Raw genomic sequence first — 13,651 nt, forward strand, 5'->3', positions numbered from 1 at the left:
CCTAGTTAAGTTAGCTCTGGAGCAAGACACATGACCCAGCAAACCAAGATCGAATGGACCGACTTCACCGTTAATTTCTGGGAAGGTTGCCAGAAGGTCGGCCCCGGCTGCGACAACTGCTATGCCGAAGAACGGAATGGCCGCTTCTCGGCTGGGGCAAATTGGGGGCCGGGTGCGCCGCGCCGTTTGGTCAAGGGTGGTCCAGCCAAGCTCCGCAAAATCGAACGGGACGCGCTATCATTTCACCGCGAGCATGGCCGCTGGCCGCGCGTGTTCCTGTCCAGCCTATGCGACGTGTTTGACAATGCAGCATCCCCGGCTTGGCGGATTGATTTATTCCGCGCCATTGAAGCTGCACCGAATTGCCGTTTTCAGATGCTAACCAAGCGCGTGGGGAACGTGTTCCAAATGATCCCACCAGCTTGGGCAAATGGCGGCTGGCCTTCGCATGTCGGTCTGATGATAACAGTCGTCAATCAGGAGGAAGCAAACCGGGACATACCGAAGCTGCTAGACCTGAAAGCGCGACTTGATATTCCTTGGGTCGGGTTGAGCATAGAGCCGATGCTAGCGCCGATTGATCTGATGGTCACAAGCTCAAAGGGGCATGATATCCAATCCTTGCGAGGCGTTGCGGTCGATCCCACTGACCCTGATGGCGCTGATGAATACTACCGGACCGCTAAAATCGATTGGGTGATCTGCGGCGGCGAAAGCGGACCAAAAGCCCGCCCGATGCACCCGGATTGGGCGCGCTCCCTGCGCGATCAGTGCTGGGAGGCGGAAACGCCCTTTCTGTTCAAGCAATGGGGGGAATGGATTCCGGGTGAATTCGATGTCCCACCAGAAATCCGATGGCAGGCTTTTCCCGTGGATCCGACAGACAGCAATCTACTGCCTGAGATGGATGGAAATCCGCGCTGGAATAATGGCTTGGAATTCCTACCAACTGATACCCACTGCCTGTTCCAAAAGGTCGGCAAGAAAGCCGCCGGTCGCATTCTGGATGGCAGCGAACACAACGGGTTTCCAGAGGCCCTGACATGACCAATCACAGCGAACTGATTGAGCGGATCGACCGGGGTGACATGATCAGCCCGGAGGTAATGCGCGACACGGTGCGCAAGCTGGCGGCGGATAATGAGCAGTTGCGAAAATTGCTAAACGGCAACGGGTGGTCCGACGAAGACTTGGACAAAGACGCAGAGATTGAGCGGCTGCGGGGGGCGCTGAAACCGTTTGATTGGGCTTTAATTTCAGCACGGGAGCGCTTGGGACGCATGTCGGACAAAAGCGATGTTACCGCATTGGCGTTGCGTTTTGTTTCGCACGATCACCTAAAGGATGCCCGCGCCGCATTGGAGGGTAAGAGCAATGACTGATGCACCGAAACACATTTGGGCTTGGGAGTATAAAGGCAACTCTCCTTGGGGCCCTATCAGACCCGATTTGAGTGTGGTTACAAATGGCGCTCAATACACCCGCACCGACATAGCAGACCAAGCCGAGCGCGACGCCTATGCACGGGGGCTGGCGGATGCGCGGAAGGTGAAGCCGTTGGAGTGGAAGTTAGACCGGGCAGAATGCGAGATTGGGCGATACGAAATTCGAGATTATGACTCCGGGGATTTAAGCAACCACCTTTTTCTCGTGACGCACAACAGGGTGACGCTTTTGTCATTAGACAACACGCTTATGGGCCATCGGGTCACAGCCCAAGCGGACTACGAACGCCGCATCCTCTCAGCCCTAACCGACCCAATGCAAACCCCGGCAGATACGGGGCAGGAGTATGACAATGGATAAATCAGCAATTAAACAAGGGCAAAGACTTTCCCGCGCAATGGGCCCATTGGATGCAGACGGCGGCTGCGCCGGAGATGCCGTAGGGCCTAATTGGGCAGAGTCTATCACGGTATCCCAACTGCGCGGGCCAATGGGCTGGTATGACGTCGCGGTGATAAAGTATCGGGATAAGCCAACAACTATCATCCCCCTGCACATGTGCGAAGATATTATACTAATGGAGGATGACAATGGATAAGCTGAAACCATGCCCGTTTTGTGGGCCAAATGGCACCCCCATAGTCCGAGACTGCTTTGATCACTTCATCGCAGAATGCGGCACTTGTGGTTGTATGCAAGCAGCGCTCACTAAGCCGAGCGGAACCCCGCGTTTTGATGTCATCGCCGCTTGGAACACCCGCGCCACCCCAACCGTGCAAGAGGCGGCTAAGGTGTTGCTGGGTGATGAAGTGGCATTCCGAACTATGGCAACAGCGGCAAGGCGCAGCCGAGCGGAAGATGCTGAAGGGACGTTCCCGCCACTTTTTGCCCTTCTTGATTTCTCTGGCGAGAATAAAACCAAAACCGTAGTGGATGCAGCTATCCATGCAGCCCTACGCGCCTTAGCTCAGGAGGGGGAATGATGTGTTGCGCTCCTATAGAATGGGAACCTAACGATGCACCTAATGGGGAATGTCCGGAATGCGGATGCGAAACGGTAGACGGACAAGCGTATGAATGTTGCTACTACAGCCCTGAGCTATGCGAAACATGCCATAGTGCTCCATGCGATGGGAGTTGCTAAATGACCAACACAACAGCACTCAAGACCCTACTGGCGAAAGTCGAGGCGGGGGAAATGCCGTATTACGTTATGGAAATGCCATTAACATCGGATGGGAATGGTCCTGCGGTTGTTGGTAAGGGTGCATCAAAAATGACATATGAGATTTGGTGCGCGAGGTCACTTAGGACAATGGCGGTTTATGATATGTTATCCGATGCAAATCGTGAATGTCTATCAGTGAACATCAAGGCCCTGATAGCAGAGGGGGAAGACCAATGACCGCTATTCAGCCGATCCTATTACGCGCCGGTCAAGTTGCGCTCCTGCTCAGCATCAGTGAGCAAACAGTCAGGAATCGGGTAAACGCTGGACGCCTGCCAAAGCCGATCAAGTGGGAAGGTGTGACCGTCTGGCGGCGCAAAGACCTTGAAGATTTTGTTGATGGGCTGGCGGGCTAAGTGGCGGGCTACGGAGTTGAGAAAGTTCAATTTCAAGCAATAACAATCACTTAAAGCTAAAAAGTGGTGCGGGTGAAGGGACTCGAACCCCCACGCCAAAGGCGCCAGAACCTAAATCTGGTGATTTGGCGAATATGGGCGCGTGATGTGACAATTTGGAAGAACGCGCCGCCCGCCGCAAGCCACTGTAAAATATAATATTAAACGAAATTTTGTAGCAGGTTCAGGTATCACAAGGAATCTGGCACATTGCTACGATTTTCTGGTATGAAAGTAGCAGAATCGTAGCAGTAGGGCAAAACATGACCAAACGCATCAAACTAACGAAGGCGGCTTTGGACCGCTTAGCCCACGAGAAAGACGGCCAATGGGTGACGGATACAGAGGTGCCGCAACTTGTGGTCCGCCTCACACCTACCGCCAAGACCTATGTTGCCCGCTGGACCTCTCAGACGGACGGCAAGCGCCGCCAGACCGTTATCGACAGGACCGATGCGCTCAGCGTAGCCGAAGCGCGTAACCGCGCCCGCAAGCTGGTGTCGGATGACAGGCCCAAGCAAGCCGAAACGCTTGGCGATGTGTTCGAGATATGGGAGAAACATTACCCCTCGACTGTCAGCGTGGGCCATGCGGAGGAAATCAAGCGCACATGGGCCAAGCACATCGCCCCTGATTTGGCCAACGTAAAGCTGTCGCGCCTGTCGAATGCAAAGCTTCAAGAATGGTACAACGGAAAGCGGGCGGACAACTCCGCTGCGACGGTCAAGCGCTGGATTGCCTATATCAGCAAATTTTGTGCAATCGCGCGTCAGCGCGAGTTGATGACTGGAAATCCGGTGGAGGGGCTGGAAATGTCGGCACCGAACCGGCGGTTAGACATCTTTACCAAGCAAGACATCAAAGACCTAGGCGGCAATCTCACTGGTGCATCGAATAAATATCCTATTGGGGTTGCGCTACTGCGCTTCCTAATGATGTTCCCATGTAGAGGTATTGAAGCGCGGGAAATGCGATGGTCTGACTTGGACCTTGAAGCAGGAACATGGACAATCCCGGCAACGCGATACAAGACTGGCGCGGACAAGGTATTTCCACTTGGACCACTACAGATTCAGCATCTGTCATCCCTACCCCGCTGGTCCGACATTTACGTCTTCCCGCGCCCTTCGATCACGGGAGTGGGATCGTCACGAAAGACGTATGACGGGCCAGACGTTCCGGTCACAAAAAACCACCAGATACACGTTTGGAAACAAGTACGCCCGAAGCCGTTGGGCGCTCACGCGCTCCGCAAAACTATTGGCCACTTGATGTTGAACAAAGATGTTCCGCTGGAAGTGGTGTCAAAGTTGATGGGACATTCAAGCACCTTGGTTACCCAACAGGTGTACGCGCACCTTGAACCACAGAAAGCGGCGCAACACTTGGACGTCTGGTCGGCTATTCTGGAAGACGATGCGCCAAAGCCCGAACCCTCTTTTGTTGATGACGTTTTGAAGGCGCACGCCTCAATCAAGATGGACGAATACAACGAGGCGATGGAGCGGGAAAAGCAGGAACGTTCCGAATAGGATCGCGAGAAAGCGGGCGGAAAGGCCCAATCCTCGAAATAGCCACATAGTCATTTATTTACAGACAGTTAACACACAGCGCGATAGCTATTTCTGTGACCCGTTTTCGGCAGAAATTTTGACAATCGAATCGAGTTACGGTATCTATTCGACACAAGAAACAATTTTGTCCAGAGAAAAATGGATACCGTTACCCTTCCCCAAATCGCTGCGACCTTAGGGCTGTCAAAAAACGCCCTACGAATCTTTTGGAACGTTGCGCGGCCAAATGTAGAGAAACACAAATTTGCCTTGGCCGATACAGGGCGATGGCGAGATTCTTACGCTTATTCAGAAGCTTGCACCTTCTTGCGCAAGGCAATTCCGCGATGGAGTGCCGTCGAGGAAGAGAGACTGTACCAGTTTATGAGAACCGGAGATTACATCCAGTGACCCAAAAATTTGACGATTTCAGAGCGCAGGTAAGTGCATCCGCTACCCTACGTGAGCGATACGAACAAAAGATGATTGAAGTGCAAGCTCTGGCCAAAAATGAGGGCGTTGAAGTTGTGCCCGAAGACGTAATCGCCATGCCTTCTTTTCGGATGGCGGTCTATGCCGACAGCAATGACCACATTGAATCATTCGAAAAAGAAGGGGTGTTGATCCCCACCATCAAACAAGCGCGCCGCTTGAAAGCGATGGCCGAAAGTGCGCCCGGATCGCCTGAGCGGCACGCGATGGATGAGCTATCTCAGTCTATGTCGCCATTGGATCGCATGAGCTTTGCCCGCGCTAACGGCCTCGATAAGCCCCCGGCTGCGAAGCCGCGAGAGTATACGAAAGCCGAGATGGATGAGGTTCTACGACAGCAAAATGTCCTGTCCGGTGCTGCAAAGATTGCACATGCGCGTAGACATGGGCTGATTTGACATGGCACCGCCCCAACTTGATCCCGCCTTGCCGCTCAAAAATGAGCGTTGGGAGCACTTCGCCAAGAATGTTGCCAAGGGAATGAACAATGGCGCAGCCTATATTGCCGCTGTGCCGGTCAACAAAACGCACTCTGGCGACATGAACGCCGCAAAAGTCAGTGGCCACCGCCTTCGCCGTAAAGATGTCGTACAGGCACGCATCGGTTGGCTAGTCGCAAACGAACGCCGCCGCCAGCGCGCGATTGAAAACGCATCACAGGCAGTGCCTGACACGTTCACACGTGATGACATCTTGCGCCTTTTTGTCGAGGTCAGCGATACTCTTCAAGAAGCGTATGTTACGGCCCAGAATAGCAGCGTTCCGCCTATTCGGTTGCAGCAACTACGGTCTGTCTACGCTGATCACACTGCGAGATTGGCCAAGCTAACTGAATACGAGGACATTCCCGACAATGATCATGGACAGTCAAACGAACTGATACGGCGCTTGAATGAAATTGAGGTGTGCACGTGTCAGCAGACATAAAAAGCCGCACCGCCCGAAACTCCATCTTTCTTATTCGTGAAGGACTGAAAGAATTACGTTACCACGCCAACCAAATGGCAGATGATCCGGCATCCATTGACCGCGTGATTAAGGAAAGTGACCTTCTGAGTCAGACGTGCAAAAAACTGCTAAACTTTGTCGAGGCCCCCGAAATCAAGAAGACTCCGCGCAGTTTCGAAAAAATCAACATGTCACACCTCATGAAAGTGATTGCCGCTCTCCCATCCGGCGATTTTTGCCCAACCTGCGGACATCCGCGCGACACAGAATAACGAGCTTCGACCCGTCAGCTCCGTGTTGTCTTGAAAAACAACATGACGAGGCGAGATGGGCGGCGTCCGACCATCAGCCCTTGGTTCAAGACGCCAACCAATACGGCGTTCAGCCGTTAGGGGTGATCTGCACTTGCTGGCGTGGATCATCCCGCCCTTCCACGCCCCGAACGTGGAAATCTCAACCACTTTCTACCCCGACCAAGAAAGGACAATCATCATGAAATTAGGATAGAAAACATGCTCCCATTCAACACCAATTTGGCAGAACAATCGGCAAAATACCTTGCCTTTTTGACGGCGTTTGACGCGCCAGCCACGCCGCGAACAGCAGAAGATGCGCGTAGCTGCGAACTTGCGCGCATCTTGGCTTTTGAGCCGGACAAAATGGCGGAGGTGATCGCGTTGGCATCGGCTCTTCTTTTTGAACGTGATTTCGCCGCCGGTTGTCAGCCCGGAGTCGCGTTTGACGTCGATAACCTAATGGCCCGTTTCCACACAGATCGCGCGGCGATGCTAAGTGCCGCCAAGCTTTGCGGGGCCATGCCCTTTGCACGGAAAGGTAAAACAGTCTGGGCCGATAGCGAAAATGTCCGCTTCAAACTCGATGCAGCCGCAATTGAACACGCCAATGACCTTGCGGGGCGCGCATGATCGAACTCCGACTAGACTGCAAAGCCGGTGAACTGACGGAGAAAGGCAGTCGTCGTATTTCGTTTCCGGTGCGTATCAGCGTCCTTGGCGTCCCGGCGTCAGCGGCAATCTGTGACGACATAAACCAGCTTACCGAATATGTCATTGCACACCATGCCTCTAAGCTTTCTGATGCAGAGATTGCGGATTACGTGCGTGATTTCTGCGAGCCTTTGAACGTCAAACGGGACCGCGTTAGCGGCTGATGGGCATGCTTGAAAATGCAAGGCTAAGGAAAGTTTCTTTTGTTTACATGTGGTTAACCTGCATCGTGTAGTTGAAGCTCGACGCCATTGCGCATGGGGCGGCGTCTTGTCGGGCACATGCCCGACCGCACCCATAAAAAATCGTCTTCTCGGCAATGAATCGAGAGCGAAGTTGGAACCCCAAAATTTCGCTGTTCGGTTCGCGTTGCGTGGCGGAACAAAAAAGAGGCACCCGTTATCGCTCGGGACAAAACGAGCGCGGATGCCTCTCCAATTCACGGTATTAATATACCCCAATTCACAAGCGCTGTCAAGCGCAGGGACAAATACGATGACTAATAAAGTGAACGCTATTAGCGTGGAATCACAAGATAATTGCGATGACGATGGATGGCTGCACGATGCGGAAATTCGCGGTGATACATCGCTAGACCTTGATAATCTCCTAGATCAGAAGTTCGTCTTCATGACAGGCGAGGTGTATCCGGAAACCCCCCGTCGCAACACTCGCGATGGTGATTGGAAACGGCAAGAATTGTCTCTGAACCATTGGATCAACGGGGATAAAAAATCTTGGGGTTTGGCAGTTCACCCGGAAGCGGCCTCCAAACACGGTCCTTCAATTTGCCCTTCTGAGAACATCGACGGCGCGCGCAAGGATACAGCCGTCAAAACGATGTACGCTATCGTCACAGACCATGACGCAGGCGCGTCCATGGAAGACACAATACAGAATTTGGAAGCCGCCGGGGTGTTTGCGTTTGTTTACAGCACCTTCAATCACCTCACAACGCGGCTTGAATTAAAACATGACGATGTGATGCGGAAACTAGCGTTGAAGGCATCGCCGGACCTTGCCCAAATCAAAGAATACCTGCGCCTGCATCACGCGACCCGATACGATTCTGAATTTATTGACGCCGTGGAGATCGAAGACGCACGGACTCAGACAAAGGACGGGTTGCGTATCATTTTGAAGGTTCCTGCAATCGACAAATTCCGCGTGGTGCTACCGCTTGCAGAACCGGTGGAATTGGCAGACCTTGCCCCAACTTTGGCAGGCTGGAAAGACATTTGGGCAGACAAGGTGACTGGCGTTTGCCGAAACATCTTGAAGGCTGAATTCGACGTTAGTTCCACCGATATCAACCGGTGCTTCTTCACGCCAAGAAGCCCCAAGGGGGCTGAGTTTTACAATTGCATCGTCATGGGTAAGCCGCTGCGGTTCGAAGATATCGTACCGGTTTCGAAGGCGGAGTACATAAAGGGACGTCAGCCCCAAGGTGATCCTTTTCTTGCGGGTGGTAGCGAAGGTGGTGAGGTTGAACGCTTCCTCATGCCGGAGTCCGGACGGTCATTGAATAGATGGCACCATGAGCACAAACACCGCTTCCTGATTGCGGACCTGATCGAGGCACACGCGGCTGACAAGGTGCGCAATGTGGGCGGCGAACGTGACAGCACGATACACATTGAATGCCCATTTGAACATGAGCACTCCACGTCAGGTGGCAGCGGCACAATGGTCATGAACCCGCATGCGAATGAGCATGAAGTCTGGTCAGTCTTCTGCCACCACGACGCTTGCAAGGGGCGGCACAAACTCGAATTTTTGCAACAGATGCTTGAAGATGAATGGTTTGATGAAGACGCGATTTACGATGAAGAATTCGTGCTCATTGACGATGAAGAAACTCCGTTGACCGTGACCACCGATAAAGTGAAATCGCAGGTTGCGGGACTGTCGAAGGATTCCAGCGACGATGACGTGAAGGCCCATATAGCCCGCCTGATTAAGGACGGCGCGGACACATCATCCTTAAATCGCGCGAAAACCGAAATTGCGGACGTGACCGCCCTTGGCAAGCGCGATGTTGATCGGATGATCAAGACCATCCATGCAGAGACACGGGCAAGCCAACCCGCCAAGAAATCCGATGCGATCAACGTAAGCGACGGCTACATGCCCGTCATCGCGGCCACCATTGAAAAGCTGATCACCGCTAACGCGGATGAACCCTTGCTTTTCAGCCTTGCTGAGCAACTGACGGAAGTCCGCAATGGGCGCTTGAAACCTTTGCCGGTTGATCCGCTGACAGAGGTGATCGCGCGCGTTGTGCAATTTGAAAAGACCCAAAAAATGGGCGATAACTACGTAGATGTAAGCACGGCACCGCCATTGGACGTGGTCAAAAACATTGCGCACCGCCCGCACGATGATTTTGCATTGCCGCTACGCGGCGTCGTCACATCACCCTTCTTTACGGCGGGTGGGATGCTTGTAACCGAACCCGGATACCATGCTGACGCGCAGGTGTACTATGATCCGCCCCAAGGCTTTGTGCTTGCGGATGTGCCAACCACGCCGACTAAGAAACAGGCCACGGACTCCGCGCATTACATCATCGAACAGGTACTGGCGGACTTCCCACTTGGTGGATTGAACCGCAAAGAGATCATGGCTCGGTACCATGAAGGTGAGGGCGTCCCAGCCCTTGCCAATGTGCTTGGCTTGATCTTGCTGACCTTCCTGCGGGACATGGTCGATGGCCCAACACCAATGCACCTTTTCAACAAACCAAGCCCCGGCACGGGGGCAGGTCTGATTACTAAGGTCTGCCACTTGATTGCGACCGGAAAACCGGCCCCCGCAACCCCGTTCCCGAAAAAAGATGATGAGGCACCAAAAACACTTACCTCTTTGTTGTGTTCGGGTATTGGATGGGTAAACTTTGACAACGTCGCACATACGATTGATTGCCCGGAACTGGCAACGGCATTAACCGAGCCAGTTTATTTGGCGCGCCCGTTAGGGCGCACTGACACGGTTGAAGTCGAAGTGCGAAATGTTTGGTCGATGACTGCAATCCATTCCAATTTGTCGGCAGAACTCGCGCGTCGGACGGTTTTGATTGACCTAGATGCGCAGAGCGCTGAGCCAGAAAAGCGAACAGGGTGGCTTCACGATGACTTACCCGCCTTTGTGATCAAGGATCGCGCCAAGCTGGTGCAATGTTGCCTGACGATCATCCAGTATTGGATATCGCAGGGCAAAAAGCCGTACACCGACGTCGTTATGGGATCGTATGAACGCTACACGGCAATCATCGGCGGTGTGCTGGAGAGTGTTGGCGTTCGCGGTTTCCTTGGCAATGCTCAGAAGCTTAAAGAAGACACGGCGAATGAAGACGCGGCCACGCTCAATCTGTTTTTGGTTGAGCTTGCTACATATCCAGAGGGTGAGAAATTCCGTGCTGGTCAGCTTATGGAAATTCTCAATAAAGGATGTGCTGAGACAGCTAATGAACCGATCATGATCAACCGCTTGGGTTACAGCAAAGTAGATGGCACGTACAAAGACCCAGCAAAAATCGGGCGTTGGTTTTCAAAGATCGCCAAGAAACCGTGGATCGTGAGAGATGGTTCGGAAAAGATCGAAGTGAGTTTTGAGGAACAGTATGACAAAAGTACGAAAAGCAACCGCTATGTGATGACGAAAGAAGTGCTGAGTAATGAGACCGCGTAGCGGCGCAAGCATTACCGACTCTTGAATGAAAGGCACATCTTGCTGGAATGCGGGTGTGCCTTTCCTTTTTTGCGGGGGTCTTGACCAGTTTTGCGGGGGTCTTGACCAGTTTTGCGGGGATCTTTGCGGGGGTTGAGAAAAGACCCCCGCAACATTTTTATATACAATTACAATGGCTTAAGAGGATTTTGCGGGGGTTGCGGGGGTCTTTTACTACTTCAAGATATAGGAGAAAAATATATTTACGATTGTCACACACCTCGCAGTAGAAAAAGAAAATATGTTTTTACATTGCAGGGCTGAAACGGGCAAAAAAAACCCGCAACCCCCGCAAAATGCAGGAAGCCATTGTTTTTATTTGCAATTTCTTGCGGGAGTTTGTGAAAGTCCCCCGCACACCCCCCGCAAAGCCAAAGGTATCTTGACATGATTTTGTCACACACCGGGCTTCTTACCAGCCCAGATTCTTTTTGGCCAATAACTGAGTCAACTGCGAAGATATGTTGCCCGCGTATCTCGAATTTCGGATTATGCAGTGTGACCACGCCAAACACATTATCTAGTATCTGGCGTGGTCGCTGGCTCCGGCGAAGCTCGCCTTGTGACAGCTTAGTCCTAACACCCTAAGTGTACTCACAAGGCGGGCAACCCGGCAAGGTCAGAAGTCACGACTCTTGACCCCTTTTGCGGGTCAGGCGGCCTACACATGAGGACAGCGCTATGGACGGAAAAATACCATCACCTGTTATAGGCGTCTTGGGCGAGATTTTCAGTGACCACTATACCCATGCTGATATTGACCGGTTGTTCGCCTACGCCGATGCGCCAGAGGCAAATCCCGGCGGAAACAAGGTGCAAAAGACCGTCGATTGGTTACGCCTCACAAATAAGCAAAGCCTTTCACCGCTAGATGTGCTTGGCCTACTATTGGAGAATATTCTTGAGAATCCGGGTTGGGACCCTTCAAGTGGCGACAATTGGATGCGTGTTGAAGAACCGGAATGGTCGATCAACCTAAAGGATCAGCAAGAGCGCATAAAGAAAGTGCTTTCGCGTTCTGGGCTTAGCTATTCGGTTGGCGGAAATATCGGCACCGCAAACGCTACGCCTACTGCATCCTTGGATGAATTGGTTTCACAACGTGGTCTTTCCGCCGTAGAAGTAGAAATGAAGCGCGCCCTGAAACAAGTAGAAGATGATCCGAATGCAGCCGCGCAATATGCGGGCAATGTGCTTGAAGCAACTTTCAAGGCGTATCTCAGCAAGAAAAAAATCGCATACAATGAGAATGGCGACACCCTCAACGATTTGTGGCGGTTAACCCGCGATGATCTTGGGATCAATCCCAAGGATTTAGAGACCAAGGACCTAAAGAAAATTGCTTCCGGACTTGGGAGCGTCGTGGACGGGACCATGTATCTGAGGAACAAACGCAGTGGCGCACATGGCCGCACAGAGGCAGAGCATACCGCATCCGCGATACGTCCGAGACACGCGCGGCTTGTTATCCATTCTGCACACACATTGGCTGCGTATGTGTTGGAGTGTTTGGATGACAGCTAGAGCGTCCTACAGTAGCCACTTGCGAACGGCTCGCAAATAATTTTTGGTTAGTCAAAAGTTGCGTAGGATTTACGTTCCAGGCAATAAGTGAAAAGGCATGTCCGCTGCCATACTTGAAGCAAGTTGCACTTTCATCCGACCAAAACAAAAGGGCCGCTGACGCGGCCCTCATTTTAATTCATGATTTGTCTAGTTTGCCGGGGGAGGCCCAGCGTCAAGTTCCGACTCCTTAGGGTCTTGATCCGCCAAGCTGTCGGCAATCTCGCGCAGAAGGTCTGCAATCGCCGCGTCAACGGCCCTGTCTTGTTCCGTCGCAGCATCTTGCGCGGCGGTCACTTCCTGTAGCTGAGATGTGAGCGCGTCGATTGAAAGCTGCATCTGCTCCATCGTTGCCGTGTTCGCCCGTATTGCCGCGTCTTCATCGTCTGAAAGACGATCTTCGATTTCCAGCGCTACCATCATGAAGAATGACAAGATGGCGAAAATACTAGCAAGCAAGTGTACCTGACGCGCCAGCCTCTGGCGCGTTGTCTCATCAACCGGCGCTTGTTCCTGTTCCGCCAGCGCCTCTTGCGCGGCGATGGTGCGGGCAAGCATTTCTTCGATGCTGCCAGACAGGCCCAGTCCGATTTGCGCCGCAGATGCAATGGTACCGATTTGGCCAAGCGCCTGCATCTGCTCAGTCAGACCAGTCGCAAGGATGCCGAAACGGTCCCCGAACTCTGGACCAAGGCCAAGACCCTGCAAGGCATTCACGCTATCAAAAATGCGACCATACTTGCCGATATCCAAGGCCGCGAAGGTGGCCCCAATGCGCGGAAGGTCCAGCGCCTGCGTGACGCCCAAAGCATAGTTGGACTCAAAGTTTCGAATGATGCTGGGCATCAAACCCAATTGCCGATCTATGCCCAAGGACAGAGAATCAAAGATTTTGGAATGTCGCTCCATATCCACTGCCAAGCGGGCGAAAGGACTGTCGATTTTCAGACTGTCCAGAATCGAAGGCGAGAGACCAAATGACGCTTGATCTAAGCCCATGGTGAGGTTGTGCAGCCCTACCGGGTCCACGATGCGCCTCAACTTTTCGGACTGGCGCGCCATGTCTGCAAAGATACCCGATGCACCTAATCCGAGTGCCGCCTTCTGCGCCGCTCCAATGCTGCCCACCCCAGAAGACAGGTCTTTGAACTGGCGATGTAGCCGCTTGTCAGCGGCTTTGCGCTCTTCATCGCTCATTCCCACGCCTAGCTTGGAAATGTCGAACCCTTTAGGCTTCTCATCGTCGGATTCATTGCTCATCGCCTACACCTTGCTGCCGCCTCGCCATTT

16 protein-coding genes are annotated in these 13,651 nt (G+C 52.9%); 15 read left to right on the top strand and 1 reads right to left on the bottom strand.

Features of this window, described 5'->3' with window-relative positions; genetic code table 11:
• Positions 1 to 30 precede the first annotated feature (30 nt).
• The 15 genes from ACRBB0_RS01350 to ACRBB0_RS01420 all read left to right on the top strand — a co-directional run bounded on the left by ACRBB0_RS01350 (position 31) and on the right by ACRBB0_RS01420 (position 12,322).
• A complete protein-coding gene (locus ACRBB0_RS01350; RefSeq protein WP_431372595.1) occupies positions 31 to 1,047 on the top strand; it encodes a DUF5131 family protein in 1,017 nt (338 codons plus the stop codon).
• The gene (locus ACRBB0_RS01355) at positions 1,044 to 1,382 is read left to right on the top strand and encodes a hypothetical protein (RefSeq protein ID WP_431372596.1); all 339 of its coding nucleotides are present in this window, start codon (positions 1,044 to 1,046) and stop codon (positions 1,380 to 1,382) included. The genes ACRBB0_RS01350 and ACRBB0_RS01355 overlap by 4 nt, the downstream gene beginning before the upstream one ends.
• Positions 1,375 to 1,806 (top strand): hypothetical protein, encoded by a 432-nt coding sequence (locus ACRBB0_RS01360; RefSeq protein ID WP_431372597.1) that lies wholly within the window; start codon positions 1,375 to 1,377, stop codon positions 1,804 to 1,806. The genes ACRBB0_RS01355 and ACRBB0_RS01360 overlap by 8 nt, the downstream gene beginning before the upstream one ends.
• Complete coding sequence (locus ACRBB0_RS01365) at positions 1,799 to 2,044, top strand: hypothetical protein (protein ID WP_431372598.1); 246 nt, start codon at positions 1,799 to 1,801, stop codon at positions 2,042 to 2,044. The genes ACRBB0_RS01360 and ACRBB0_RS01365 overlap by 8 nt, the downstream gene beginning before the upstream one ends.
• Positions 2,037 to 2,429 (top strand): Lar family restriction alleviation protein, encoded by a 393-nt coding sequence (locus ACRBB0_RS01370; RefSeq protein ID WP_431372599.1) that lies wholly within the window; start codon positions 2,037 to 2,039, stop codon positions 2,427 to 2,429. The genes ACRBB0_RS01365 and ACRBB0_RS01370 overlap by 8 nt, the downstream gene beginning before the upstream one ends.
• Before the next feature lie 161 nt (positions 2,430 to 2,590).
• Positions 2,591 to 2,851, top strand: a complete 261-nt coding sequence (locus tag ACRBB0_RS01375) for a hypothetical protein (RefSeq protein ID WP_431372600.1) — start codon at positions 2,591 to 2,593, stop codon at positions 2,849 to 2,851.
• The gene (locus ACRBB0_RS01380) at positions 2,848 to 3,030 is read left to right on the top strand and encodes a helix-turn-helix transcriptional regulator (RefSeq protein ID WP_431372601.1); all 183 of its coding nucleotides are present in this window, start codon (positions 2,848 to 2,850) and stop codon (positions 3,028 to 3,030) included. The genes ACRBB0_RS01375 and ACRBB0_RS01380 overlap by 4 nt, the downstream gene beginning before the upstream one ends.
• A 302-nt stretch (positions 3,031 to 3,332) precedes the next feature.
• Entirely contained in the window at positions 3,333 to 4,601 is a 1,269-nt protein-coding gene (locus ACRBB0_RS01385; protein WP_431372602.1) for a tyrosine-type recombinase/integrase, read from the top strand.
• Positions 4,602 to 5,104: 503 nt separating this feature from the next.
• Positions 5,105 to 5,512, top strand: a complete 408-nt coding sequence (locus ACRBB0_RS01390; RefSeq protein ID WP_431372603.1) for a hypothetical protein — start codon at positions 5,105 to 5,107, stop codon at positions 5,510 to 5,512.
• 28 nt (positions 5,513 to 5,540) lie between these two features.
• Positions 5,541 to 6,041: a hypothetical protein gene (locus tag ACRBB0_RS01395; RefSeq protein ID WP_431372604.1), complete on the top strand. Its 501-nt coding sequence runs from the start codon at positions 5,541 to 5,543 to the stop codon at positions 6,039 to 6,041.
• The gene (locus ACRBB0_RS01400; protein WP_431372605.1) at positions 6,026 to 6,334 is read left to right on the top strand and encodes a hypothetical protein; all 309 of its coding nucleotides are present in this window, start codon (positions 6,026 to 6,028) and stop codon (positions 6,332 to 6,334) included. The genes ACRBB0_RS01395 and ACRBB0_RS01400 overlap by 16 nt, the downstream gene beginning before the upstream one ends.
• 240 nt (positions 6,335 to 6,574) lie before the next feature.
• Positions 6,575 to 6,988 carry a hypothetical protein gene (locus ACRBB0_RS01405; protein WP_431372606.1) on the top strand — a complete coding sequence of 138 codons (414 nt, stop codon included), beginning with the start codon at positions 6,575 to 6,577 and terminating at the stop codon, positions 6,986 to 6,988.
• Complete coding sequence (locus tag ACRBB0_RS01410) at positions 6,985 to 7,233, top strand: hypothetical protein (protein ID WP_431372607.1); 249 nt, start codon at positions 6,985 to 6,987, stop codon at positions 7,231 to 7,233. The genes ACRBB0_RS01405 and ACRBB0_RS01410 overlap by 4 nt, the downstream gene beginning before the upstream one ends.
• A gap of 331 nt (positions 7,234 to 7,564) precedes the next feature.
• Positions 7,565 to 10,759: a hypothetical protein gene (locus tag ACRBB0_RS01415; protein ID WP_431372608.1), complete on the top strand. Its 3,195-nt coding sequence runs from the start codon at positions 7,565 to 7,567 to the stop codon at positions 10,757 to 10,759.
• 756 nt (positions 10,760 to 11,515) lie between these two features.
• A complete protein-coding gene (locus tag ACRBB0_RS01420) occupies positions 11,516 to 12,322 on the top strand; it encodes an abortive infection family protein (RefSeq protein WP_431372609.1) in 807 nt (268 codons plus the stop codon).
• Positions 12,323 to 12,511: 189 nt separating this feature from the next.
• Here ACRBB0_RS01420 and ACRBB0_RS01425 read toward each other — a convergent pair whose 3' ends face one another.
• Positions 12,512 to 13,621: a hypothetical protein gene (locus ACRBB0_RS01425; RefSeq protein ID WP_431372610.1), complete on the bottom strand. Its 1,110-nt coding sequence runs from the start codon at positions 13,619 to 13,621 to the stop codon at positions 12,512 to 12,514.
• Between the last annotated feature and the right edge of the window lie 30 nt (positions 13,622 to 13,651).

This window comes from Pelagimonas sp., assembly GCF_050633425.1.
Classification (GTDB): Bacteria; Pseudomonadota; Alphaproteobacteria; order Rhodobacterales; family Rhodobacteraceae; genus Pelagimonas.